Source organism: Nocardia sp. NPDC051756, from assembly GCF_040681495.1.
Taxonomy (GTDB): Bacteria; Actinomycetota; Actinomycetes; order Mycobacteriales; family Mycobacteriaceae; genus Nocardia.
The window spans coordinates 192,572-215,424 of sequence record NZ_JBFAYV010000001.1; the positions used below are offsets into that span (position 1 = coordinate 192,572).

Sequence of the window (22,853 nt, forward strand, 5' to 3'; positions counted from 1 at the left end):
GGCTATCCCTCCATTTCTTTCCGGCCACCCGGGTCGGGGTGGCTAGCGGTGATCGCCTCGGCGAGGTCTTCGACGCTCGCCGCGAGCACCGCGCTCGACGAAATCTCGGCTCCCCAGCGCTGTTCGAGCCGGGCCCGGATCTCGACCGCGGCCAGCGAGTCACAACCGATGTCGCGCAACGGACGCCGGCGCGGAATCCGTTGCGCGGGAAGGCCGAGCACCGCGCCGAGCTCGGCGGTCAGCGTGTCTAGCAGCCCACCATCGGCCGGGACCGGCGGCGGGGCAGCTTTCTCCGCGATCGGTGTGTCGACCGCCGCCGATTCGACCGGCGTGAACCAGGTGCGCCGACGCTGCCACGGGTAGGTCGGCATCTCCTCCGGAACGGTGAGCGTCGGGTACAGCGCGGTCCAATCCGGATCGATACCGGCGGTGTAGAGGCGGGCGAGGATCTCCGCGAGCCGCGCGGCCTCGGACTCGTCCCGGCGCAACCCGGCAACCGCCGTACCGCTGTCACTGTCGGCGAGGCATTGCTCGATGGCCTGCGCGAGTACCGAATGCGGGCTGATCTCGAGGAAAACCGTTGGACCCAGCGCATTTTCGGCCTCGATCGCGTCGGTGAATCGAACGGCGGACCTCAGGTTGCCGGCCCAGTACCGGGCGTCGAGATCCGGACCGGACATGCGCTCGCCGGTGACCGTGGACCGGAACGGCACGGCGACAGCCTCGGCCCGCATTCCGGTGAGCGCGGAGATCAGCTGCGGTTGCAGCGGATCCATGAACCGGCTGTGCGACGCGAAGTTGATCCGCACCCGCCCGGCGCGCGCGCCACTCTCGCGCAGTTCGGCGAGCAATTCGTCCAGTGCGTCGCTTTCGCCGGACAACACGGTCAGGCGAGGGCTGTTGCGCGCGGCGACCACGATCCGATCGCCGTAGCGTCCGGCGGCCGCCTCCGCCTCGGCGACCGGCATCGCCACCGCGACCATCCCGCCCAGCCCGTCCGCCTGCGCGGTGAGTTCACCACGGCGACAGATGAGTTCGGCGGCGGTGGCGAGATCGATCGCTCCCGCGACCGTGGCGGCGGCGATCTCGCCGAAACTGTGCCCGATGACCACATCGGGCCGAATTCCCCAGGAGCGCAGATGCTGTGCCAACGCCACCTGCATGGCCCACACCGCCGGCTGGATCACTGCGGTCTTCGCCAGCTCCGTCCCGTCGTCGTCGGCGAGCAGCTTCAGCAGCGACCAGCCGGCCGCGGATCGAATTGCCGCGTCACAGTTTTCGATCGCGTCCCGGAATACGGCCGAGGTGTTCAGCAGCTCGCGACCCATGCCGACCCACTGGCTGCCGTGTCCGGGAAAGACGAAGGCAACGCGGCTTCCGCCGTTGGGTTGCTGGGTGACCTCGTCGAGCAGCCGGTCGCGCAACGCGGCGGCCAGTCCGTCACCGTCGGATGCGGCTACCGCCGAACGCCATTCGTGATGCGCCCGACCACGCGCCGCGACGGCGCACACCCGCCGCGCGGTGACCGGATCCGCGCCGTCCAGCCGGTCGGCATAGGCCGACATAAGTGCCTGTGCAGCAACGGGATCGCGGGCAGAGATCGGCAGCACCAGCGGCTGTGGCGCATCGTCGTCGTCCGTTTCCGCGGACGCGGGAGCGGCGGTCAGCACGACGTGCACGTTGGTCCCGGACAAACCGAAGGACGTCACCCCGGCGACCGGCGACGAATCCTCAGGCCATGCAACAGGTTCGGTCGGCACCCGCAGCGGAGTGTCTCGCTCCAGCAGGACCGGATGCGGCTCGGTCAGCAGTGGATTCCCCGGAATCAACCGATTATGCACGCTCAGCACGGTTTTGATGAAGCCCGAGATACCGGCCGCCCCCTCGGGATGGCCGATATTGGTCTTCACCGAGCCGACCAAACACGGCCGCCCCTCGGGGCGCGTTCCACCGAACACCTGGGACAGTGCCCGCAGCTCGATCGCATCACCCGTATTCGTCCCGGTGCCATGGGCTTCCACGTAATCCACCGCGGCAGGGTCGACCCCCGCCCGGTCCAGCGCGTCGCGCAGCAACCGCTCCTGCGCGTCCTGCGCCGGTGCGACCAGCGAACCGCCGCCGCTGCCGTCGTTATTGCTCGCGCTACCCGCGATCACCGCGTACACGCGATTGCCGTCGGCACGCGCCTGCGCCAGCGGTTTGAGCACCACCACCCCGACGCCTTCGGACCGGACGAACCCGTCGCCGGTCGCGTCGCCGAAGCGGCAGCGCCCCCGCCGCGACATCAACCCGACCTGCTCGTAGATGGTGGCGAGTTCGGGCAGCAGCACCAGATTCGCCCCGGCGGCCAGCGCCACGTCCGAATCGCCGAGTTGCAGGCTCTGCCAGGCCAAGTGCACCGCGGTCAGGGACGACGAGCACGCCGTATCGACCGAAACGCTCGGCCCACGCAGATCCAGCGCGAACGAGATCCGCCCGGACAGGAACGAGGACAGCCCGCCGCCGGTCAGCGCGTGCAGGTCGAGCGAACTCTGCCGGGCCTGCAATTCCCAATAGTCCCGGCCCATCTGCCCGACGAAAACACCGGTGCGCGTGCCTGCCAGCGCGGCCGGCGGAATCCCCGCGTCTTCCAATGCCTCCCAGGCCACCTCCAGCAGCAACCGCTGCTGCGGATCCATCCGATCGGCCTCGCGGGGCGAGATGCCGAAGAACGCCGCGTCGAAACCCTCGACGTCGTCCAGGAATCCGCCGAAGCGGCGAAACCCGGACGGCACCGCGGGCAGCCGACCGAACACGGCCGGATGCTCGGTGCGCTCCGCGGGCACCTCGGTCACCGCATCCACGCCGTCGACCAGCAGCCGCCAAAGTGCCTGCGGCCCATCGGCGCCCGGCAATCGGCAGCCGATGCCGACCACCGCCACCGGTTCGATGCGCCCGCGACGGACGGGTTCCGGAGCCGGTGTCCGGGGCAGGTCGCTCGGTGGCAGGCGACGGCGCAACTCCGCGGTGATCATCCGGGTCAGCTCGCGGCGATGGGTGCGGACGAAGAAATGACCGCCGGGCAATTCGCGTGTTCGCACGCCCCCGTCGGTGAGTGCGTCCCACTCGGCGGCATCGTCCGGTGCGGCAAGAGCGTCGTCCCGGCCGCTGAAGACCACGATCGGGCACGCCACCGGCGGGGCAGGCCGATGCCGGTAGGTGCAGAACATCGTCACGTCCGCGCGCAGCGCGGGCAACGCGGAGCGCAGCAGATCCCGCTCGTCGCGCAATTCGGCCGGGGTGCCGCCCATTTCGAAGATCCGATCGAGCAGATCGTCGTCGGACAGCTCGTGCATCGGCTCCGGCGCAAGCCGGTGCGGCGCGGCCAAGCCTGCGATCAGTAGTGCCAGCGGCGCCCGATGCAGCCGCAGCGCCACCTGGTACGCCAGCAGGCCACCGAGGCTGTGCCCGAACAACGCGAAGGGCGTGTCCAGATGCGGACGGATCGCGTCGGCGACCGCATCGGCCAATGCGTCCAGATCGGCCACCGGCGGCTCGCCCGCACGTTCCTCCCGGCCGGGGAGCAGCACCGGCACCACGTCCACCCAGCCCGGTAACTCCTGCGGCCAGCCACGGAAAACCGAAGCGCCGCCGCCGGAATGCGGGAGGCAGAACAGCCGCACCCGGGCCGAGCGCCGAGGCGGCCGAGCCAGGAAGGCACTCATTTCGCCCGCCCCCGGCCGCCGAGCGAGCCCGCGATGATCATCTTCTGCACCTCGGAGCTGCCCTCATAGATCCGCAGCGACCGGATCTGCCGGTACAGGCGCTCCGCCACGCTGTCCGCGACCAACCCCGCCGCGCCGAAGACCTGCACGCAGGCGTCCACGATGTGCTGCGCGTGCTCGGTGGCATACAGCTTGGCGATGCTGGAGTGTTTCGCCGCGGCCGGATCCCCGCGATCGGCCTCCCACGCGGCGCGGGCCACCAGCAACGCCGCGGCGTTCAGCTCGACCTCGATCTCCGCGAACGTGGCCTTCACCAGCTGCAAATCGAATTGCTTGCCGCCGTACATCTTCCGGCTCTTCGCGTGGGTCAACGCGGCGTCGGTGGCCCGGCGGGCGAATCCGATCGCCGCCGCGCCCACGGTCATCCGGAACCGTTCGAGCACCTCCATCGCGATCACGAAACCGGCGCCCGGCCGGCCGAGCACGCTGTCCGGCGGCAGGTGGCAGTCCGTGAACTCGAGATCGGCGAAGGAGCGGGGCGCGATCAGCGGAACCCGTTGGCTTACCGTCAATCCCGGCGTGCTCGCGGGCACCAGGAACGCCGTCAGCCCGAGCGCGCCCGGTCCCTCGCCGGTCCGCGCGATGACGCAGAACAGATCCGCGATACCGCCGTTCGCGATCCACGCCTTCGCGCCGTTCAGCACATAACCGTCGGCGCTCCGATCGGCCCGCAGACCGATCGCCGCGACATCCGAACCCGCCTCCGGCTCGGAGATGGCGAAAGCGCCGGACAGCGTGCCCTTCGCCATCGGCGCGAGATACCGTCGGTGCTGTTCTTCTGTGCCGTGGCGCACGATCGGCGTCGCAGCCAGCGCCTGGATCGAGAACGCGAAATCGGCGAGATCGTCGGCGTAGGCCAGCCCCTCGCGCAGCAGGCACAGGGAGCGGCAGTCGCCGGCCGCCAAGCCTTCCGGCCCGGCGGCTGGATCCAGCGCGGCCAGCCAGCCGTCCTCGCCGAGCGCCCGCAGAATCCGTAGCCCGGTCGCATCCGGGTCGGTGCCCGAGTCATCCCACAGCTCGGCGTGTTCCGCGCACCAACTCTCGACCTGCTTGGCGCGCTGCACATGTCGCGGCTCGTAGAACGGAAGGGCGAGGATGCCCGCATCGAAGCTCATCGTTGCTCCTAGGACAGCGTGAAGGTTTCGGTGGGGTGCACCGCGGGATCGCCTGGCCGCAGGTGCAATTGGCCGCGACCGGGACACAGGACGACCGCCGCCACCGTCCGTTCGCGGCGAATGTCCCCGTTGTCCGTGACGTTGATCGGCGGCGCGGACAGCACGGCGAACTGGTCCTCCGGTTCGGTGCCCACGGTGGCGAGTCGGGTCCGGCACACCTCGAGCCTGCGGACCGAAGAGTTGCGGGCGAACACGTTGATCTCGTCCCGGGCCGCGAAGTCCGGATGCAGGAAATGGTTGGTGTGCAACACATTCGGCCCGTACTCGACTCTGAATTCCGTACCCAGCGCTTCTACATAGGCGGCGCCGTTGCGGTCACACAGCACGATATTGCGCGAACTCGCCAGCGGCAGCTCCCGCAACAGGCCCACCGCTTCCTCGACCGAGCCCGCGTGATCGAGCAGGTGCCGGATAGCCAGGTAGGGCGGCACACCCGGCCGCCACTCCCCGCCGAGCACGAGATTCAATCCCACGGCGAGACCGTCGCTGTTCAGACCGAGATAGCCGAGCAACCCACCGAAACTGAGCACCAGCGCGCGCCGTGAGGTCCCGCTCCGCACGATCTCCAGCACACTGATCTGATCGTCGAGATTGCCGTTGAGATCCACGGTCTGCGCCAGCACCGGATCGGCCCCGGCCACCGCGAACGTAGTGCAGTCCCCGGCGGTCGGAATCTTCTGGTAGCCAAGGATTTCGCGGCGTACTTGCAGTAAGACGGCCTCCCGCAGTGAAATATCCGCCCCTGCGGCGAGCCCGCGGATCTCCTCGGCCAATTCCGGTATCGCAGCGGTGATCTCGGCCAGATAGGCGTCGATCGTCGGCTCCAGCTCGGTCAGCGAGACCGGGTCGGGCAGCAGCCGGTTCAACCGGCACAGCCCGTCATCCAGGAAGGCCCGCAGGTCGGCGGCCCTGGCCTGGCCATGCTGATGGCCGAGGGCGAAGCAATCACCCTCGGCCCGGATGAACGGAGTCCGCAGGACCGCGCTCATTCGACGGCGCCCGCCAACTGCACCTTCGGATAGGCCGCCAATTTGCTTTTGACACCGGCCCATTCGCCGCGCAGCACGCTGTAGAAGATGGCGTCGCGGCGCCGGCCACCCGGCATCGGATTGAAACTACGCAGCACCCCCTCCTCGGTCGCCCCGATATTGCGCAGACCATGACGCGCCTGCTCGTTGAGCACGTCGGTCTTGAACTCCACCCGTTCCGCGCCGAGCCGTTCGAAGGCGTGTTCCAGCAGTAGGTATTTCGCCCACCGGTTGAGCCCGCGGCCGCGGAAGTCGCGCCCGAGCCAAGACCAGCCGATCTCCAGCCTGCCGTCCCGCTCGGCCAGGTTCCCGTAGCTCATGCTGCCCGCGGCCCGGCCGCTGGCCTTGTCCACGATGTAGAAGACCACCCGGCGCCCGGCCTGCTGATCCGCCAGTGCCGCATCGAAGAACTCGTCGAAGTCGGCCTCGGTCTCCACCAGCGAGACGAAATACCGCCAAATATCAGGATCCAGCGCGATCTCGCACAGTGCCGCCCGGTCCGCCGGCTCGATCGGCCGGAGCAGGACGTGCTCGTTCTCCAGCCGTGCCGGCGCAAGCTCAGCCCATCCCATCTCAGACCGCACTTTCCGCATGCCGGGACAGCTCGGCGGTCACGTCGCGCAGGGTGCGCATGGCGGCCACGTTCTCCTCGGTGAAGTTCGCCAGCGAGATTCCCGTGTCATCGCAGACCGCAGTGAGGAACAGGACCTTGTTCAGTGAGGTGAGCCCGTAGTCGTCGACCATGTCGAGATCCGGATCGAGCTCGCCCTGCGCGTTGTTCGCCGCGATCACCTTCCGGAAGTTGTCGTGCACAGCCTTTTCCACCTCAGGCATGGGTTCTTCCTTTCTCACCGATTTCCCGTCGATACTGTTCGAGGATCTGCCGCCGCTTCGGTTTGTACTGCGCGCTGAGCAGCCCGTTGTCGATGCTGAACCGCGGCCGGGCGATCACCATCCGGCCGATGCGCTCGTCGCGCTCCAGTTCCGCGTTGGTGCGCGCGAGGTGCGCTTCGATGGCCGCCTCGTCGGCGGGTTCGGTTGCGGGGGAGACGACGGCGACGAGTTGAGTCTGGGCCGGGCAGAACACCACGCAGTGCTCGATCGCCGGGCTCGCCGCCATGCGCTCCTCGATCGGCCGGACGATGATCTTCTTCCCGTTCGCCAGCACGATCACGTCGTCGGCGCGGCCACGGATGTAGAGGAAGCCGTCGTCGTCGAGGTAGCCGATATCGCCGGTCCGGACCGTGCCATCCGCGGCGAACACCCCCATCGAAGGCCCGGTCGCACCGTATTCGTACCGCCGCGCCACCGGATAGTCGCTGCGGACGCTGATGACGCCGTCGGCGTCGAACAGCACCTCCTTGCCGGGCACGACGCGCCCGACGCTGCCCTCCTTGCTGGCACCCGGATGGTTCTTGGCGACGATGCACGTCTCGTTCATCCCGTAGCCCTCGTAGATGGGCACGTCGAGGCGGGTGAAGAAGCGCAGCATCTCCGCGCCGGCCGGCGCGGAACCGGTCCACAGGTAGCGAATTCGGTCGCCGAACAGTTCCTTGGCTGCGACCTGCGGATCGGCCTGGGACTCCAGATGCCGCTTCACCGTTTCGTAGAAGCCAGGTACCCCCATCACCACGGTGGGCCGCACCTGCCGCATCGCGGTGAACGCCGCCTCGTAGGTGCTGACCGTCACGTCGTGGCCGAAGCACAGCGCCGAATAGATCCAATACCGCTGCTGCAACAGCGCCAGCGGCAGGAAGACGAACAGGTGATCGCCGGGGCCGTGCCCGAACATTTCCTGGACGGCGCGCAGCGAGCTGTCGATGCTGCCCACGCTGGCCGCGAGCCCCTTCGGCACACCGGTGCTGCCCGAGGTGAACTTGAGTGTCGTCGCCTCGTCGCTGTCGTACCGGACCACGTGCAGCGGGGCAGCGGGTTGTCCGGCGAGGGCGCGCACCTCGCTGATCGGCCGGACACCGGCGGCAGTGGACGGCTGATCGGTGAACAGCACCTTCAAGTCGTAGCGCGCGAGCAGCGCCTCGTCCGGCTCGAACTTGCCGGGTTCCAGCCCGGCCGTCACCGCCTTGCACCGCAGCGCGGCGAGATCCAGCAGCACCCACTCCAGGCAGTTCGCGGCGAGGATCCCGATGCGATCCCCGGGCGCCACGCCCAATTCGCGCAGCCGAACCGCCAAACATTCGGCCCGCGCGGACAATTCACGCAGCTCGATGGTTTCCGTCGTGCCCAGCCGCGCGAAGGTCGCGTGATAGCCGGCCGGCGGCGGCGTCGTGACGATCTGGTTGATCACCGAATCCATCAGGCGCTCCCCACTCCGACCGGCTCGGCCGCCACGACCGATGGCTCGGCGAAGAACTCCCGCACCAGGTCGATTCGGGTTCCGGCGGGCACCAGGTGCACGATGTTCGGCCATTCGACCGGGCGCGGCCCGCCGAGCGCCGCGCCGAGCCGCCCGGCAAACCGGGGCAGCACGGGTGTGACGCAGTGGGCGAGCAACCGCGCCGCGGCCAGTTCCAGCGCGACCGCGGTGCGGGCCTCGTCGTGCCAGCCCTCGACCGTCGCCACCGCGCTTTCCCGTTCGGCGAATCCGACTGTTTCGGTGACGATTCCGTGCATTTCGGCGGTCGCGAGCTCGATCGAGAACGCATCCGGACCGAGCGCGGCGGTCACGGCGGACAGCCGGGCGCCGAGGCGGCCGAAAAATGCCGTGTGCTCCGGCGTCCAGACGCCGGCGTCCGGCGCCTGGCCGCCGTATCGAGTCTGGACGCGATGGCCCAGATCGTTGAGCCATTGCTGCCAGGTGCCGATCAATTCCTCGCGCACGGTGGCCGCATAGTCCTCCCGGGTGAAGTTGGTACACCGCGACTCCGGCCGCGTGCGGGACAGGAAGTACCGCACGCCGTCCACGCTGTCCGGCGTGAGGATTTCCTTGCCCCAGACGGCATTTCGCCGACTGGTGGAGAACTTGCCGCCGTTCAGCAGATAGAACTCGTTGACGTGGTAGTCGATGTCCGGGTGCCAGCCGGGGAAGGCCAGCCGGTAGAGCACCGGATACAGGATCGAGTGGTAGAAGCTGTTGTCGTAGCCGAAGAAATGCACAATCTTCCAGTCCTGTTCGGGCTGATCCGTGCGCCAGTCCCGGCCGAGGCGACGCCCCAGCGCCGAAATGCCGTGCAGGAAACCGTAAGACATCTCCGGCCAGACCCAGATCACCTGCCCGTCCGCATCGGTTTCGGTGGGCGGCACACCCCACGTCGCCGGATGGGTGATCGCCACGTCGAGCCGAGGGCGGGCGAACACGCGCGCGGCCAGCTCGCGCAGCCGGGCCGGAACGCGGCCAAGGCGGTGGTGCGCGGCCAGTTCGGTCGCGAACTCGTGCAACGGCAGGGTGAATCGGGTGATCGAATCGATCCGCGGGGCCGCCGCCGACCGCTTCGATCGCGGATCGGTCAGGTCGACACAGGAATTGGGCTCGCCGCAGCCCTCGCAGATATTGCCGCCGGTCGTCGCGCCGCACCCGGGGCAACCGCCCGACACGTCTACCTCGTACAGGTAATCGCCGGTTTTGCCGTCGAACAGCGCCGGACCCGATTGGGGCGCAACGGATCCCGACCCGACGAGGCGGGAGAAGTACTCCTGTAAGCCTGCGCGGTAGGCAGGATCGGCGTCGGTCACCGTGTACTGATCGGGCTCGATGTCCATCAGCCGCAACGTTTCGGCGATCTCGGCGCTGTAGTGCGCCGCCGTCGCCGCAGGTTCCCGGCCCTCGCGCCGCGCCCGGTCGACCACGTAACTCTGGTAGTCGTCGCTGCCGGTGAGGTGCCAGGCCTGGGCGCCGTTCATCCGCTGGAACCGGACGAACACATCGGCACCCAGATACGGGCCGGACAGGTGCCCGAGATGCAGGTCGCCGTTCGGCGTCGGCGGCGTGGAGAACACGAAGATCGGCCGCTCGCCGAACCGCCGCCGGTCGCTGCGTCCGGTGGCCGCCCGGGCCGCCCGGCTCGGATCGCGCCAGTACAGGTCGAAGAACACCAGCTCGGTCGACCCGGTGTTCTCCACGACATGGGTCTCGAACGGATCGAACAGCACGGCCATGCCGGGGGAGACCGGATGCCGCGCGCCGTCCACGACGACGTCGCCGTGGCCGCTGACGACCAGGAACAGCTCGGTCTCGTCGTGCTGGTGTGGATCGGATTGTCTGCCCGGCGCCACCCGCGCCCAGCCGGCGCCGAAACCGAATCCGTCGATCGAGCTCATGTCGATGCCGAACGCGGCGTGCAGTTCGGCAGTATCGAAACGATTGATGATCACGCGGGACTCATCTCCTTCGGTGGCTGACTAGGCTGCCCGTCCAGGTGCAGCAGGCCGACGGCCTCGGCCGCGATCGCCGGGGCCAGCCGGTAACCCGAACCGTTCGCGGCGCCCGCGAAGATCACCCGCCCGGCCGGGTCGAGCGTCCGCACCTGCGGCTGCCGATCGACGCTGTAGGCGTCGCAGAACACCCGCCCGCCCACGGCGTGCGCGGCCAGCGCGGGTGAATACTGTTGCAGCAGCGGCAATGCCGCCGCGAAGACGCTGTCGTCGAGCCCATCGGACACGGTGTCGGGGTCGACGTCCCACTCGTCGTGGGTGTAGCTGAACAGCCAGTGCCCGCGGTGCCGCACCGGCAGCAGGAAGGCGTCCTCGTCCTGGAACACGATGACGCCGTCGTCGGGGCCCGGCTCCTGTTCGATGTGGAGCGCGACCACCTTCTTGACCCGCGAATTCAGCGGGGCGACCAGGTCGCGCCAGGCGCGGTCGGCCAGCCACGGTCCAGGAGCGAGGATCACGCGTGCGGCCGGGACCGTCTCGCCGTTGCCGAGCCGGAGCAGCACCTCGGACTCCGCGGCTTCGATGGCGTTGACGCGCAGGCCTTCCCGGAAGGTGACGCGCCGGCGCAGGTCGTGGGCGATCGCCTGCGCCACCGCGGCCACGTCGGCGTAGTGACAGCCCTGGCCGCGCCAGATGCCTGCCTCGCGCGGCACCCGGACCAGACCGCCGGGCACCGCGGTCGTCGGGGTCAGCGCCGCCCGGTCGAGATAGACCTCGCCGAGACTCGCCGCGGAGTGCGTCGCCACCACGGTCATTTCGAGTGGATGAATAGGCAGCGCAGGATGTTTCGCCACGAGGTCCAGGTAGTAGTCGTGGCTGTACGCGGTCATCCGCCGTACCCGGTCGGAGGCTCCGCGCGGAAAGTGCAGTCCCGCGGAACGTCTGCTCGCCCCGGTGCCGATGCCCTCCCGGTCGAACACCACGACGGGGGTATCGGGAGAGCGCGAAACCACCTCGCGCGCAATCAGACAGCCGATGATTCCGCCGCCGACCACGGCGACGGTCCGGCTCGTCATCGCTCTACGCTCCGGTCGTCGGGCGCCTTGGCCGACCATTCGAGGAAGGAATCGTGCGGATCGTCGGAGCGGATGCCGCGCAGGCGATCGGCTATCCGTTTGCTACGCCAGGCGAGCAGGCTCAGATTGGTATCGGCCAAGCCACGCTGCCGACGAGCGCCGTTCTGTAAGAAGATGTTTCGATCGGCCGGGCCGTCCCAGCAGACGGCGAAATCCGAGTCGATTTTGTATTCGTCGTGATCGCGCTCCAGGCGGTCCGCGACCGGGGACAGGAACTCCATGTCGTCGGCGCGGAAGCCGGTCGCCCAGACGATCACATCCGCCTCGGCGTGCTCGTCCACGCCGGGCTGGTCGTTGTGCGTGAAGGTGATGTCCCAGCCCGAGCCGGGATCGCCGGTCACCCGCAGCACCTCGCGGTTCGGATACAGGGCGACCAGATCGGTTGCGCCGTCGACGAAGTGGTGCAGATAGATGCGCTGATAGATCTCGCGCAGGGTGGCCTCGGAGATGCCGTCGCTGGTCAGCACGTGGGCGAAATTGAGCGCTTCCCGCGCGGCGCCGGGTAGGCCGGAGAAGTACTCCGAGTAGCCCGGCATGTAGTAGTCGTTCGTGAACGGCGAGTCGTCCAACGGAAAGTAGTTGCGCCGCCGGGATATCCAGCCGACCCGGCGCGGCAGCTCACTGCGCGGACGGGAGATCAGCTCGAGAAAGGCCTCCGCTCCGGACTGGCCGCCACCGATCACCCAGACCCGTTTCCCGGCGAGTCCGCCTGCCTTGTCTGCGAATTCGCTGATGTGGAATTGCGTGGGCCCGAGCAGGTTTTCCGCGACCGGCGGAACATAAGCCTTCCGGCCGACGCCGATCACGACGTTGTCCGCCGTCACGGTGTGGTTGCCGGTGCGTAACCGGAATACTCCGTCGAATTCGATCGAACGCACCTGTTCACCGAAAACGAGGTTCTCGTTCATGGAACTGACCCATTCGAGATAGTTCCGGAACTCGCTGCGCGGCACCGCGTCGAACTGTGCGTTCAGGTAGTGGTAGATCCGGCCCTTGGCATGCAGATAGGACAGGAAGGTGAAGCGGTTCGTCGGGTCGGACAGGCTGACCAGGTCTTTGAGCATCGAGACCTGGAGCGAGGTGTTGGGCAGGAGCTGGCCGTCGTGCCAACGAAAGTCGCGCCGCTTTTCGAAGAACCGGTTCGAGACGTCCGGCTGCTCATACAGCAGCGACGCCAGGCTCAGATTTGCTGGTCCGATACCGATGCCCACGCATCGGTAATGTTCAGAATTGTCGGTGAGCGATCCCTGGCTCATTACGCCTCCTGCCCCTCGCGGCCGCCGCCCTCGGGGTGAATACCGAAATAATCATCGGTTGCTGATCCGCAATACTCGCCCGCCCGGGCAGATGTGACTGCAATGAATAGAACCCCCGTCGATCGGCCGGAGCCCTGTTTACCACTTCGGAACCCGCGGTAATATCCTCGAAATCAACGGTAGCGGGTGGGGGAGGTGCGCACAAGAACGGTGAAAGTTTTTGTCGAGGTGTTGTGCGGCGCTGACGATCTCGGACATATCCCGTGGGAAGCGGTTGGCGCGGTAGGTCTTTGGGATGCGACACCGAAGGCGTAACCTTGTAGACGAGCGGCGAGTGGCAGCCGGTCGCTTCTCCGGCCATGGCGTCGGTACTGTCGCCACGCTGTGTTCGCGCAGCGAAAGCTATTGCACTGCAGTGTAGTCAGCAGTGAGTGTGATTCGCCCTGACGGGCCACGAGGGCGCTTACGCGGAGAAGGCTCCGCGGGTAGGCGGATCGAGCAGCTGTGCCAACCGGTGCAGATCCTGCGAACGTCGTCGAGCGAGTTCGGCTATACGCGGGGCGCAGTGACTCGGGACATTGCCGATGACGTCGTCCCACTCCACGTCGGCATCGAATGGAAACTCCAACCATCGCAGCAGTTTTCGACCGGTCTCGGAGAAGCGCAGCGACGGATCCTTGCGCAGTTGATGCAACATCTCCGCGGTGATCATCCGCTGCGCGAGCAGGATCGGCGTCGCATCGGGCCGATCGGCGGTCTCCGGCGGAGAAGTCGGACGACGCGCGGAGCGGCGCAGCGGCACCGGATTCTTGCCGCTGAGTAGTCGTTTGCGCACATCCTTCGCCGTAGTGACCGAAATACCCGCTGCCACAGCAACTTTCCGGGTAGACGCGGTGGGATCGGCGGTGAACAGCTCGGCGGCGCGTTGCCGGCCCTGCGGTCCGAACCGATGCCGCACACCGTTGCGCGCGATCCGACCGGTCGCCTGTGGAACTTCCACAGGCGACCGCCTGCGGATCGCCGAGACCGTCTTGGGCGAGACCCCGGCGATGGCGGCGATCGCGCGATCCGACCAGTCCGGATACGACAGCAGAATGCGCAGCGCGGCGGCCTTGCGCTCGGCCAGCGACAGCGGCAGGCCGTGCGCGGTATTCAGTTTCACCGCCAGCACGAACGCTTCCTCGGGCCCACCGTCGAAAAACACTGCCGCGATGGTCTTTTCGCCGCGCAGCCGAGCCGCGCACAGTCGATGCCAGCCGTCGACCACCTGCATGGTCGCGCGGCGGACCACGATCGGCGCGGGTGCGGTCGCCGATTCGGCGAGCAGCCGCGTGTGCGCCGTGTTCTCGGCGGCCGCGCGGGGCGGCGAATCCGCCGGTCGCAGCTCGCTGATCGGCAGTTCGACGATCTCTGAGCAGTGTGTCTGTGCGCCAGCGAAATTCGGCACGGATAGGGTCCCGGCCCGGGACGAACCGGTATTACCCCCACTGGTCATGGATTCCCCTCCCGGGTCCGTATGCTTCGATACGCCGCGCAGCCAAGTGCACTGGCGGCAACGGCGCAGGCAATCCGGGATCGCGTCCCACCTCAGCGTAACCAGCGACACCGCCGGCCCGGCTCCCCCCGATCGGGGGGTATCGCGCCGTGACGCGGATGGTTGGCGGCCCCTTCGATGGCGGCGTATCAGCACGTCTGCCTCGATTTTGAAAAGCTACCGCATGGAATCACTTGCGCGGTATGGAGTGGCGCATCTGCGACGGGTTTCCGCGACGGTATACCGCCTTCGCCGATCGAGTCCGTTCGCATGGCTCACGGCTTGACGGCTCGACGGTCGTATCTCTGGTCCGGGCCTTGACCTGCGTGGCGGGTACCCCATACCGCGCGCGGGTGAAAAGCGGGTCGGCAGTGGACATGCGGTGTCGTATTTGTAGAGATCTCGTGTGGGTCATTGAAGGGTGAACTCGGCCTGTGCAACAGTTCGCTGCGTTCCGTTATCTCAGGGGAATCTGTTGCTAGAAAAGGGAATTCATCGTGCGTAGTTCGAACAGGATCGCCGCCACCGTGGCCACGCTCAGTGCGATCGCCACGGCGATCGCACTCGCCGCACCCCAGGCGGGGGCAACCGTGACCAGCATCCGCATCGAGCGCGGCCAGGGTTTCGGCAGCTCGGAGTCCGCCCGCGGCACCGGCTGCGCGTATCGGGTCATCGTGCAAACGGATCCGGGCAAGGAGGTGGTGTTCCTCGACGAGGTCGACAACGACCTGTCGCACACCCCGTTCGGGCCGGCGTTCGTGGTCGCCGATGCGTCCGGGGCGGCGCGCACCACCTGGACTCCGGCAAAGAAGGGGCAGCACCGCGTCGTGGTAGTCGAGCGAGTATCGGACGAAAAGGGCGAAGGCTATTCCATCGACGCACCGCTGACGATCGGCACCGGCATCAACGTCGGCCCTGCCTGCGTCGTACTGCCTTAACCAGCCTTTGCGCCGACCAGCTGTTGATAGTCCGCGTTCCGCGCGACCAGCTCCTCGTGCGGACCACTGTCGACGATCCGCCCGTCCTTCAGGAATATGACGGTCTCCGCTTCGCGGATCGTCGACAGGCGGTGGGCGATGACCAGCAGGGCGCATTCTTTGCGCACGGTCTGGATGGTCACGTGCAACGCCTGCTCGGTTTCGGCGTCCAGCATGGCCGTCGGCTCGTCGAGCATCATCAGCACCGGACGACGGATCAAGGCCCGCGCCAAGGCAACTCGTTGGCGTTCGCCGCCCGAGAGCAGGATGCCCTGCTCGCCGACCGGGGTGTCGAGGCCGCGCGGCAGTCGGGTGACCAGGTCGGCCAGACCGGCCAGCTCGATCGCGCGCTGTAGGTCGTCGTCGCCCAGCTCCGGTTGCCGGTAGGTGAGGTTGTCTCGAAGGTTGCCGAACAGCAGTGGCGCGTTCTGTTCCAGCAGGCTAATTTCCGAGCGCCACGCCCGGCGAGTGCGATCGGCGTAGGACTGGCCGCGCAACCGAATGTCGCCGCCATCCGGGTTGTAGAACCTGCTGACCAGGGAGAAGATCGTGGATTTTCCGGCGCCCGACTGTCCGACCAGCGCGATGTGCCCGTTCTGTGGAACGGAGAAGTTCACGCCGTTGAGAATTGTTCGCTCGTCATAGGAGAAGTGCACGTCTCGGAACTCGAGCGCAGCGTGTCCGTTTTCCGTGGTGTGGTCGATTGTCGCCGACCTGGTGGCTTTGCGGTCGTCGACGTCCTCGGTAGGCAGCGCGAGGGTCGACTGTATCCGGCTGAGCGCGCCCAGGGCTTGCTGTAATCCGACCGAACCGTTGAACAGATCGCCGACCGGCATCAGCAGATTCATCGCGAGCAGCATCATCGTCACCAGACTGCTCAGATCCATCTGATGGTGTGCCACCCGGACACCGCCGACCAGCAGGGAGACCACGAACGAGCCGGTCACCGCCAGGTGCAGAGCCGGGTTTCCCATGGCCTTCAACCTGGCCGCGTGCACACCGGCCGAGAATGCCGCGCCGGCCAACTCGGTCAAGTGCTCGTGCTCACGATCCTCGGCATTGTTCACCTTGACCGTGCGCACCGCGGTGAGCGCGCGTTCGATGTCCGCCGACAGCGCACCGACGCTGTCCTGCAATCGAGTCGAGGCCTGCTCGATTCGCATCATCACCAGCAACATCGCCCCCGCCGCGGCCGCGACGGTGAGAAAGACGATCGAGAACAACACCCAATCCAGATAGATCATCACCGCGACGGTGCCCACAAGGGTGATCGTCCCGGTCAAAATCTGCACCAAACTGGACCCGACCGCATTACGAACCACCGTCGAATCAAGCGTCACCCGCGAAATCAGATCCCCAACCCTGAGCGCCTCGAGCGTAGGAATTCGCAACCGCAACAGATGCCCCGCCAACCGATTCCGCACCGCCAACAGCACGGACTCACTGGACCGCTCGAGGATATAGAGCCCCCCGGTATCGGTAACCGCGTGCAGCAGATAAGCCCCCACCAACGCCGCAACCGGCCACGCAATAGTCACCCCCGCCCCCGCATCCCGAACAACCCGCCCAGCCACAAGCGGCTGCACCAACGACAATCCAGTACCCACAAGCAACAGCGCGGTCGCCCCCACCAGCGAATACCGCTGCGGCGCAACCAATGTAAGCAATGCGCCAACCCTGTGCCCCCACGAATCCCCCTGCTGAGCGCTGACGTCGTCAGTCGACATATCCACCCCGTTCGTCGCTGTGCGACCACGATAACGCCGGCTCCGCGAGCAGTCGCCTCGGTTTTGGTGAGGCACGTACCGGCCGGCGGCATCGGCAGGGGCTGAGTTCGGCCGCGGTACCGACTGCGCGTTCTGGCGTAACGGAGTCTCAGTGATCGAACCCGGTAGTTGTGTGGAAGAGCCGGTGCGTTAGCTGTCGTTGCGCGCTGACCAAATGGCGAACTCTCCGCCAGGTAGGCAGATGACTCGGTAGCCGTCTAGACCAACGATTCCCCAGGATTCATATTTGTTGTGGACGGGGACGTGAATCGTGAGGCCCGAGTCGAATTCGAGGCTCAACCCGTCGGCTTCGCTGGCGTCTGCCCTGGTCACTGTCGAACCGATGATCGCTTCGAGTTCGAGGGCCAGGTCGGAGTAGCTGCCAGAGGCGGCGTGGAAGAGGTTCCCGGCGGGTGTGCTCAACGTGAGATCGCCTTCGATCTGTAGTTCGAACTCTGTCGGCGAACCCGATCGTATTGTTGCGGTGAATCCCGCATCCACCTCCGATATCCGCTGGCCGATCAGAGGTAATTGCAGTTCCATGCTCACCTGCCTGGAGGTATTGGGTGCCTTCCATCGAGATCGTGAGTAGTCGGCACTCCTGCGGAGTCGAGCAAATGCACACGGAGGAAGGATAGTTCGGCTTCGATGGCTTGCTCGTGTGCGTCTAGGAATGGGGCGTAGTGGCCGCCTGGCACCCGAACCACTTTGCCTTGGAGCGCTCGTTGCGCGGCTTGTACCGACGGGCCAGGTGGGGCCGTCTGATCCTGGTTGCCGACTAGGACGAGCAGGGGGCTGGTGATGTGGGTGGTGTGGCGGCCGGGGCGGTATAGGGCGATTCGTAGGCCGGTGCGGGCGGCGACTTCTTGCTGCCATTGCGGATAGGTGTTGGCCGGGTTGAGGGCTCGGTCGCCGTCGCGGCTGTCCGGTGTGGCGAGCATGGCTACGGTGCCGGGTGGGCCGGCGAGGGGGACCAGGAGTGGTTGTCGGTTGATCAGGCTGCCGAGACCATCGATGAGGCCGCGGAGCGCGAAACGTAGTGTGGCGAGCGGTCGTTGGTGGCGCCCGGCGAGCGCGGCCGCGACCAGTCCGTCGGTGAGTGGCGTTTGTGCGATGACCGCGCCGAGGCGGGGATTGCGGGCGGCGGCCCGTAGTACGTGTCCGCCGGACAGGGAGAAGCCCCAGAGGGCGATTCGGTGCGGGTCCACGTGGGGGAGTGTGGCGGCGAACGTGATCGCGGCTTCCAGGTCGGCGAGCTGCTCGTTCATCCGGACGATCTGGCGCGGGGTTCCGCCGCTCTCCCCGAGATGGCGGTAGTCGAAGGCGAGCACGGTGAACCCGGCTGCCTGGAAGCGGTGGGCGAATCGGTCTGTGCCGGGCTCTTTCGTCACTGCTCCGCCGGCCGACATGACCACGCAGGCGCCGTTGTCGCCGGGATAGTGCCACGCCACGCAGTCGGTGCCGCCGCTGGCGAACCGTACCTTCGTCCGTCTCGAATCCTGTTGCATGCCAATCTCCGACCAGATCAAATATCGTACGGTTCTGATATTATATGAGAATCGTAGTTTTCGATACGACATCTTCTGAGAAGGGTTGCGGGCCATGAACGCAGACAGCCACCGCCGGATGACGAACACGATCAACAAGGTCATCGTCGGATTGCAGCGCAGAGGTATCGCTTTCGGGCCGATGCAACTGCTCACCGTGAAGGGGCGGCGGACCGGGCAGTTGCGCACGTTCCCGATCGCGGTGAACAAGCTGGGCAACGGCCGCTACATCTTCCAGGCGTTTCCGAAGGCCGCGTGGGTGGCGAACGCGCGGGACGCGGATACCGTGACGCTGACCCGGGGCCGCAAGTCCTCGACCGCCCGGCTGGTCGAGGTGTCGGTGGAGGAACGTCGCCCGCTGCTGCGCGAATTGGTGACGACGAGCCCGGCAAGCGTCGGCAACCGATTCGTCACCACCGGATTGGCCGCCACCGCCACGCCGGACGGGATCGCCGAGGCGGCGCATCGGATCGCGGTATTCCGCGTCGAACCGGCCTGATCGAACGAGCACGCGCCGACCCGGTCTGCGGTGGCGTCGAACGTTCCGGCGCCGCGATACAGTATGGAATCCATACAACCTGACGTGAGAGTAGTGCCGGGGTGAGTCCAGGAGCAGATCGGGCGGTGGCGCGGCAGCGCAGGCAGCTCACGGTTGCCGTCAAGGAAGCCGTGCGCGACCTGAACATTCAGCTGTCGCTGCTCAACCGCAGGTTCGGCGGCCGGGTCGAGCTCAGGGACATCGACTGGACCTGCCTCGACCTGGTCAATCGGTATGGCCCGATGACCCCTACCGCCTTGGCGCGCCAGGCCGGTCTGCACCCGGCCACCCTGACCGGCATCCTCGACCGCCTCCAGAAAGGCGGCTGGGTCGTCCGCGAGCGTGACCCGGAATCGACGGATCGCCGCGCGGTCACCTTACGCGCTGTCCGCGAACGGAATTCGACGCTCTTCGAGCTGTTCGCCGGGATGAACGGCCGCATGGACGACGTCTGCGAGCACTACTCCGAGTCCGAACTCGAGGTGATCGCCGACTTCCTCCGCCGCACCAGCACAGCGGGACAAGCCTCAGCCGAGGAGTTGGCCGAGGGCTGAGGTCTTCCGCACCCAAACCTGTCCGCTAAACGAAATTGGTTGTCTTCATTTCGCCTTCCGTCGCAGGATTCCCTCGTTACCGTTGAAGACGCACCCGTCCGGATGCGCAATTCGATCGAAATCGTTTGCAGGACAGTGCCTTTCCTGCACGCACCGAGGTGAGGGATTCGATGTCGACCTCTACTGTCATGCCGCCCGGCCCGGCCCGGGTCGACGCGGACGGCGCCCGTCGCGGCGCCGGTCTGGCGCTGTTCATGGTGTGCGCGGCGATCTTCATGCTGATGCTCGACGCCACCGTCGTCTCGGCCACGCTCGCCGACATCTGCACCGACTTCAACAAGTCGATCGATGGTCTCCAGTGGGTCATCGACGCCTACGCGATTCCGCTGGCCGGCGTGCTGCTGACCTTCGCCACGGTCGGCGATCGCTACGGCCGCAAGCGGATGTTCGTGATCGGCATGGCGGTGTTCACCGCGTCATCGCTGGCACTGACGCTGTCGAACACCATCTTGTAGCTCAATATCCTGCGCGCGGTGCAGGGCGTCGGCGCGGGAAAGGCGGTAGGCGAATCTATCGAAGGCTCAACCGAAGTTTTCGCCACCGTGCAGGGAAAGCGCTACCAGTCCTCCGCTAGCACAATCGGCTGACTGGGCCTTGAATCGGATCGGCATATCCGGCTACCTGGACACTGGTAGTAGGGCTCGATTGGCCCAGGGAGTTTTGGACCACCTGCCAGCCACTCAGTGGCAGGCAGCGGCGTACCTTGTGCGAGAAGATGTTTCGTTGGTCCGGAGGCGTACCCCTTGTTATCGTTCATTCCTGGATTCGTCGCCTGGCCGGTGACCGTCGGTATCGCGTTGTTTGCAGTAGGCCGTTTTCTGTTCTTCCGGGACACGGTTGTCGATCGGCTCATCAACCAGGTGTACGTGTGGACTGTGGCGGCTTTGATTCTTTTCCGGCTCGCGGCCATGCCGGGGTCTTCTTTTCCGGTATACGAGCTGGGGTTTGGCTGCGTCGTGATGATGACTACGTGCCTCTACACCATCGGCTGCGCCCGACGAAACGATATTGATCCGGATACTTTGCGTCGTCGTCAGCGTCGGTCAAGTCTCCTCGCTGTGATATCGACAGTCGCGATGCTGGTCGCTGGCGCAGTCGCACGCAGCGAAGGACGAATGGTCGACATCGGCCCCACGTGGGACGGGTTCGTCCTTACGATCGCGCTCGGCACACCTGTCGCCATCAACACAGGGGTCTTTGTTCGCATGGTCGTCGGCGAGTACCGCACCGACGATCTCACTGTGTCAGAAAAGATCGTCGCTGTGGGTATGGTCCTCAGCCATATGTGTTTTTGGAGTAATCTGTTACTCGCCGGTCTTCAGCTGACCCGTGGGTTGCCGCAACTCGGCCCGCCTCTACCGCGTGTAGAGTTGATATTCACAGTTGGAATCGTGATCAACGCGATCCCCCCTATGTTGCCGTTGTTGATGGCGCTGGCGCATGCGGCCGGTCTGGATCGGGAAAGTCGGGCATGTCGTAGACTGGATCGGCTATGGCGGGACCTCACGGCAGCAGTCCCGGAGATCGTGATGTACCCGGTTACGGACACTAGAACCCCTTTCGATTCGGCCACTCGAGTTTTTCGGATGACCGTCGAAATACGTGACGCACTGATGCATCTCGCCCCCTATATGCGTGTCGAGCAAGCGTCAAGCATCGAAAGAAAAAGCAGCGCGGAGGATTACGCAAAGCAAATCGCACACGCGGTGAGAGCGAGGATGGCCGGCGCCGTTCCCACGTACTCCACCGTTGCTTCGCAGTTGCCCACCGGTGGTAGCGATTTCGAGACTGACCTCGGGCAACTGCTCCATCTAGCGCAGGCGTGGCATAGTGTGCAAGGGCGGGCGATGGCTGGTCATGAAGCACACATCTGACGCACTCGATTCGGAATTTCATTTCCAACCACCAAACCCCGCCGTCACCTTACGGGCTGTGCGCGAATGGAATTTGACGCTTTTTGGGTTGTTCGCCGGCATGAATGGCCGTATGGACGACGTCTGCGAGCGCCTACTCTGAGGCCGAACTCGAGGTGATCGGCGACTATCTCCGCCGCACCAGCACGGCGGGACAGGCCTCGGCCGAGGGCTGAGCCTGCTTGGTGGGAATCTTGCTCACGTGAGGAGCTTGGCGGCGAACTCGCGCACCCGGACATCCGTGGCAGCTTCGTTCATGGCTGCGGTCAGGGCGGCTTGGTAGGTCGGCTCGGCCTTCTCCCGCAGAGCGCGCCCTTCGTCGGTGATCACGGTGTACACGCCGCGGCGGTCCATGGGGCACAGGTCGCGGCGGGAGAGTCCGCTGGTCTCCAGGCGGGCGACCAGGCGGCTGACCGAACTCTGGTTGAGTCCGATGAGCTCGGCCAACTCCTGCATGCGCAGCTCGCCGTCGTCGGCCTGCGCGAGCCGGCACAGGGCCTGGTACTCCGAGAGGCCGATGTTGTGGCGGCGCTGCATCTCCTTGGCCAGCCGGTGGGTCACCATGCCGTGCAGCGTCACCAGCTGGTCCCAGTCGGTCGCGTCCATGGTCGCCGCCTTCCTGTGTTGACATCAGAGTACATGCAGTGACAATATCTGCATGCACCTACATTTATTGCATGTACATGCAATGTTCGAGAGGAACGGCGATGAGCACACAGCGCATCGAGAAGATCGCCACCACGCCCGACTGGTACGAGCCGTACAAGATCTCGCAGGCGATCAAGGCCAACGGCGTGCTCTACGTGTCCGGCCAGGCCGGCATCGACGAGCAGGGGCGAACGGTCTCCGACGACTTCCTGACCCAGGGTCGGCAGGCGTTCGCCAACATCCGGCGAGTTCTGGAGGCGGCCGGGGCGGACCTGGGCGACGTGGTGAAGGTCGGCATCTTCGTCACCGACATGGCGGCCAACCTCGACAAGGTCATTCAGCTCCGCGCGGAGTTCCTGGCCGAGCCCTATCCGGCCGACACCTTGCTCGAGGTGTCCTCGCTCGCGCAGCCGGACTGGCAGATCGAAGTGGAGGTCACCGCGCTCGCCCGCTGACGCCGAATTCGGTTGGCGCAGCTGAACTTCAGAAGCGATTAGGCCCGGCTTAACTAGCCGACACGCGTGCGTTGTTTCGCTACGCTGGCCGGGAAACCCGACCGCCGCCGCGCTATGGCGCGCTATCGCCGGTGGTTATGGGGTCTGGTGGCCGACGCGCGTGGCGCGGCCAC

General features: G+C 66.4%; 20 protein-coding genes. 6 read left to right on the forward strand and 14 right to left on the reverse strand.

Annotation, left to right across the window (positions count from 1 at the left end; translation table 11 throughout):
- Window positions 1–2: 2 nt before the first annotated feature.
- From AB0M22_RS00980 to AB0M22_RS01025, 10 genes are all read right to left on the reverse strand, one after another.
- Window positions 3–3,704: an alpha/beta fold hydrolase gene (locus tag AB0M22_RS00980; protein ID WP_364719366.1), complete on the reverse strand. Its 3,702-nt coding sequence runs from the start codon at window positions 3,702–3,704 to the stop codon at window positions 3–5.
- Window positions 3,701–4,879 (reverse strand): acyl-CoA dehydrogenase family protein, encoded by a 1,179-nt coding sequence (locus tag AB0M22_RS00985; protein ID WP_364719369.1) that lies wholly within the window; start codon window positions 4,877–4,879, stop codon window positions 3,701–3,703. Before AB0M22_RS00985 ends, AB0M22_RS00980 begins: the two co-directional genes overlap by 4 nt.
- An 8-nt stretch (window positions 4,880–4,887) precedes the next feature.
- Complete coding sequence (locus AB0M22_RS00990) at window positions 4,888–5,928, reverse strand: C45 family peptidase (RefSeq protein WP_364719371.1); 1,041 nt, start codon at window positions 5,926–5,928, stop codon at window positions 4,888–4,890.
- Entirely contained in the window at window positions 5,925–6,539 is a 615-nt protein-coding gene (locus AB0M22_RS00995) for a GNAT family N-acetyltransferase (protein ID WP_364719374.1), read from the reverse strand. Before AB0M22_RS00995 ends, AB0M22_RS00990 begins: the two co-directional genes overlap by 4 nt.
- A 1-nt stretch (window position 6,540) precedes the next feature.
- On the reverse strand, window positions 6,541–6,801 hold the full coding sequence (locus tag AB0M22_RS01000) for a hypothetical protein (protein ID WP_364719376.1): 261 nt from the start codon (window positions 6,799–6,801) through the stop codon (window positions 6,541–6,543).
- Window positions 6,794–8,281, reverse strand: coding sequence for an AMP-binding protein (locus AB0M22_RS01005; protein WP_364719378.1), 1,488 nt, complete (start codon window positions 8,279–8,281; stop codon window positions 6,794–6,796). The genes AB0M22_RS01000 and AB0M22_RS01005 overlap by 8 nt, the downstream gene beginning before the upstream one ends.
- On the reverse strand, window positions 8,281–10,296 hold the full coding sequence (locus tag AB0M22_RS01010; protein WP_364719380.1) for a class I tRNA ligase family protein: 2,016 nt from the start codon (window positions 10,294–10,296) through the stop codon (window positions 8,281–8,283). The genes AB0M22_RS01005 and AB0M22_RS01010 overlap by 1 nt, the downstream gene beginning before the upstream one ends.
- On the reverse strand, window positions 10,293–11,372 hold the full coding sequence (locus AB0M22_RS01015) for an FAD-binding oxidoreductase (RefSeq protein ID WP_364719383.1): 1,080 nt from the start codon (window positions 11,370–11,372) through the stop codon (window positions 10,293–10,295). Before AB0M22_RS01015 ends, AB0M22_RS01010 begins: the two co-directional genes overlap by 4 nt.
- Window positions 11,369–12,643: a SidA/IucD/PvdA family monooxygenase gene (locus tag AB0M22_RS01020; protein WP_364719385.1), complete on the reverse strand. Its 1,275-nt coding sequence runs from the start codon at window positions 12,641–12,643 to the stop codon at window positions 11,369–11,371. The genes AB0M22_RS01015 and AB0M22_RS01020 overlap by 4 nt, the downstream gene beginning before the upstream one ends.
- 508 nt (window positions 12,644–13,151) lie before the next feature.
- Window positions 13,152–14,135, reverse strand: coding sequence for a ParB/RepB/Spo0J family partition protein (locus tag AB0M22_RS01025; protein WP_364719389.1), 984 nt, complete (start codon window positions 14,133–14,135; stop codon window positions 13,152–13,154).
- 584 nt (window positions 14,136–14,719) lie between these two features.
- On the opposite strand from AB0M22_RS01025, the gene AB0M22_RS01030 reads away from it, so the two are divergent.
- Window positions 14,720–15,160, forward strand: a complete 441-nt coding sequence (locus AB0M22_RS01030; protein ID WP_364719392.1) for a hypothetical protein — start codon at window positions 14,720–14,722, stop codon at window positions 15,158–15,160.
- On the opposite strand, the gene AB0M22_RS01035 is transcribed toward AB0M22_RS01030, so the two are convergent.
- The 3 genes from AB0M22_RS01035 to AB0M22_RS01045 form a co-directional block, all read right to left on the reverse strand.
- Window positions 15,157–16,926: an ABC transporter ATP-binding protein gene (locus AB0M22_RS01035; RefSeq protein WP_364719394.1), complete on the reverse strand. Its 1,770-nt coding sequence runs from the start codon at window positions 16,924–16,926 to the stop codon at window positions 15,157–15,159. The two genes, AB0M22_RS01030 and AB0M22_RS01035, sit on opposite strands and share 4 nt — an antisense overlap.
- A 189-nt stretch (window positions 16,927–17,115) precedes the next feature.
- Complete coding sequence (locus AB0M22_RS01040; protein WP_364721588.1) at window positions 17,116–17,508, reverse strand: DUF6188 family protein; 393 nt, start codon at window positions 17,506–17,508, stop codon at window positions 17,116–17,118.
- A gap of 2 nt (window positions 17,509–17,510) precedes the next feature.
- Complete coding sequence (locus AB0M22_RS01045; RefSeq protein WP_364719396.1) at window positions 17,511–18,473, reverse strand: alpha/beta fold hydrolase; 963 nt, start codon at window positions 18,471–18,473, stop codon at window positions 17,511–17,513.
- A 94-nt stretch (window positions 18,474–18,567) separates the two neighbouring features.
- On the opposite strand from AB0M22_RS01045, the gene AB0M22_RS01050 reads away from it, so the two are divergent.
- The 4 genes from AB0M22_RS01050 to AB0M22_RS01065 all read left to right on the forward strand — a co-directional run bounded on the left by AB0M22_RS01050 (window position 18,568) and on the right by AB0M22_RS01065 (window position 21,538).
- On the forward strand, window positions 18,568–19,011 hold the full coding sequence (locus AB0M22_RS01050; protein ID WP_364719398.1) for a nitroreductase/quinone reductase family protein: 444 nt from the start codon (window positions 18,568–18,570) through the stop codon (window positions 19,009–19,011).
- 101 nt (window positions 19,012–19,112) lie between these two features.
- Window positions 19,113–19,604 (forward strand): MarR family transcriptional regulator, encoded by a 492-nt coding sequence (locus AB0M22_RS01055; RefSeq protein ID WP_364719400.1) that lies wholly within the window; start codon window positions 19,113–19,115, stop codon window positions 19,602–19,604.
- Window positions 19,605–19,774: 170 nt separating this feature from the next.
- Complete coding sequence (locus AB0M22_RS01060; RefSeq protein ID WP_364719402.1) at window positions 19,775–20,119, forward strand: MFS transporter; 345 nt, start codon at window positions 19,775–19,777, stop codon at window positions 20,117–20,119.
- A 288-nt stretch (window positions 20,120–20,407) separates the two neighbouring features.
- On the forward strand, window positions 20,408–21,538 hold the full coding sequence (locus tag AB0M22_RS01065; protein ID WP_364719404.1) for an MAB_1171c family putative transporter: 1,131 nt from the start codon (window positions 20,408–20,410) through the stop codon (window positions 21,536–21,538).
- Window positions 21,539–21,775: 237 nt separating this feature from the next.
- Here the strand turns inward: AB0M22_RS01065 and AB0M22_RS01070 are convergent, their stop codons facing one another.
- Window positions 21,776–22,183: a MarR family transcriptional regulator gene (locus AB0M22_RS01070; RefSeq protein ID WP_364719406.1), complete on the reverse strand. Its 408-nt coding sequence runs from the start codon at window positions 22,181–22,183 to the stop codon at window positions 21,776–21,778.
- A gap of 101 nt (window positions 22,184–22,284) precedes the next feature.
- Here AB0M22_RS01070 and AB0M22_RS01075 point away from each other — a divergent pair, with 101 nt between their 5' ends.
- Entirely contained in the window at window positions 22,285–22,680 is a 396-nt protein-coding gene (locus AB0M22_RS01075) for a RidA family protein (RefSeq protein WP_364719408.1), read from the forward strand.
- Window positions 22,681–22,853 lie beyond the last annotated feature (173 nt).

Bases quoted from the DNA above. Each gene is read 5' to 3' on its own strand.
- AB0M22_RS00980 (WP_364719366.1), bottom strand. From the start codon at position 3,704: ATGAGTGCCTTCCTGGCTCGGCCGCCTCGGCGCTCGGCCCGGGTGCGG.
- AB0M22_RS00985 (WP_364719369.1), bottom strand. From the start codon at position 4,879: ATGAGCTTCGATGCGGGCATCCTCGCCCTTCCGTTCTACGAGCCGCGA.
- AB0M22_RS00990 (WP_364719371.1), bottom strand. From the start codon at position 5,928: ATGAGCGCGGTCCTGCGGACTCCGTTCATCCGGGCCGAGGGTGATTGC.
- AB0M22_RS00995 (WP_364719374.1), bottom strand. From the start codon at position 6,539: ATGGGATGGGCTGAGCTTGCGCCGGCACGGCTGGAGAACGAGCACGTC.
- AB0M22_RS01000 (WP_364719376.1), bottom strand. From the start codon at position 6,801: ATGCCTGAGGTGGAAAAGGCTGTGCACGACAACTTCCGGAAGGTGATC.
- AB0M22_RS01005 (WP_364719378.1), bottom strand. From the start codon at position 8,281: ATGGATTCGGTGATCAACCAGATCGTCACGACGCCGCCGCCGGCCGGC.
- AB0M22_RS01015 (WP_364719383.1), bottom strand. From the start codon at position 11,372: ATGACGAGCCGGACCGTCGCCGTGGTCGGCGGCGGAATCATCGGCTGT.
- AB0M22_RS01035 (WP_364719394.1), bottom strand. From the start codon at position 16,926: ATGTCGACTGACGACGTCAGCGCTCAGCAGGGGGATTCGTGGGGGCAC.
- AB0M22_RS01040 (WP_364721588.1), bottom strand. From the start codon at position 17,508: ATGGAACTGCAATTACCTCTGATCGGCCAGCGGATATCGGAGGTGGAT.
- AB0M22_RS01045 (WP_364719396.1), bottom strand. From the start codon at position 18,473: ATGCAACAGGATTCGAGACGGACGAAGGTACGGTTCGCCAGCGGCGGC.
- AB0M22_RS01050 (WP_364719398.1), top strand. From the start codon at position 18,568: ATGAACGCAGACAGCCACCGCCGGATGACGAACACGATCAACAAGGTC.
- AB0M22_RS01060 (WP_364719402.1), top strand. From the start codon at position 19,775: ATGTCGACCTCTACTGTCATGCCGCCCGGCCCGGCCCGGGTCGACGCG.
- AB0M22_RS01070 (WP_364719406.1), bottom strand. From the start codon at position 22,183: ATGGACGCGACCGACTGGGACCAGCTGGTGACGCTGCACGGCATGGTG.
- AB0M22_RS01075 (WP_364719408.1), top strand. From the start codon at position 22,285: ATGAGCACACAGCGCATCGAGAAGATCGCCACCACGCCCGACTGGTAC.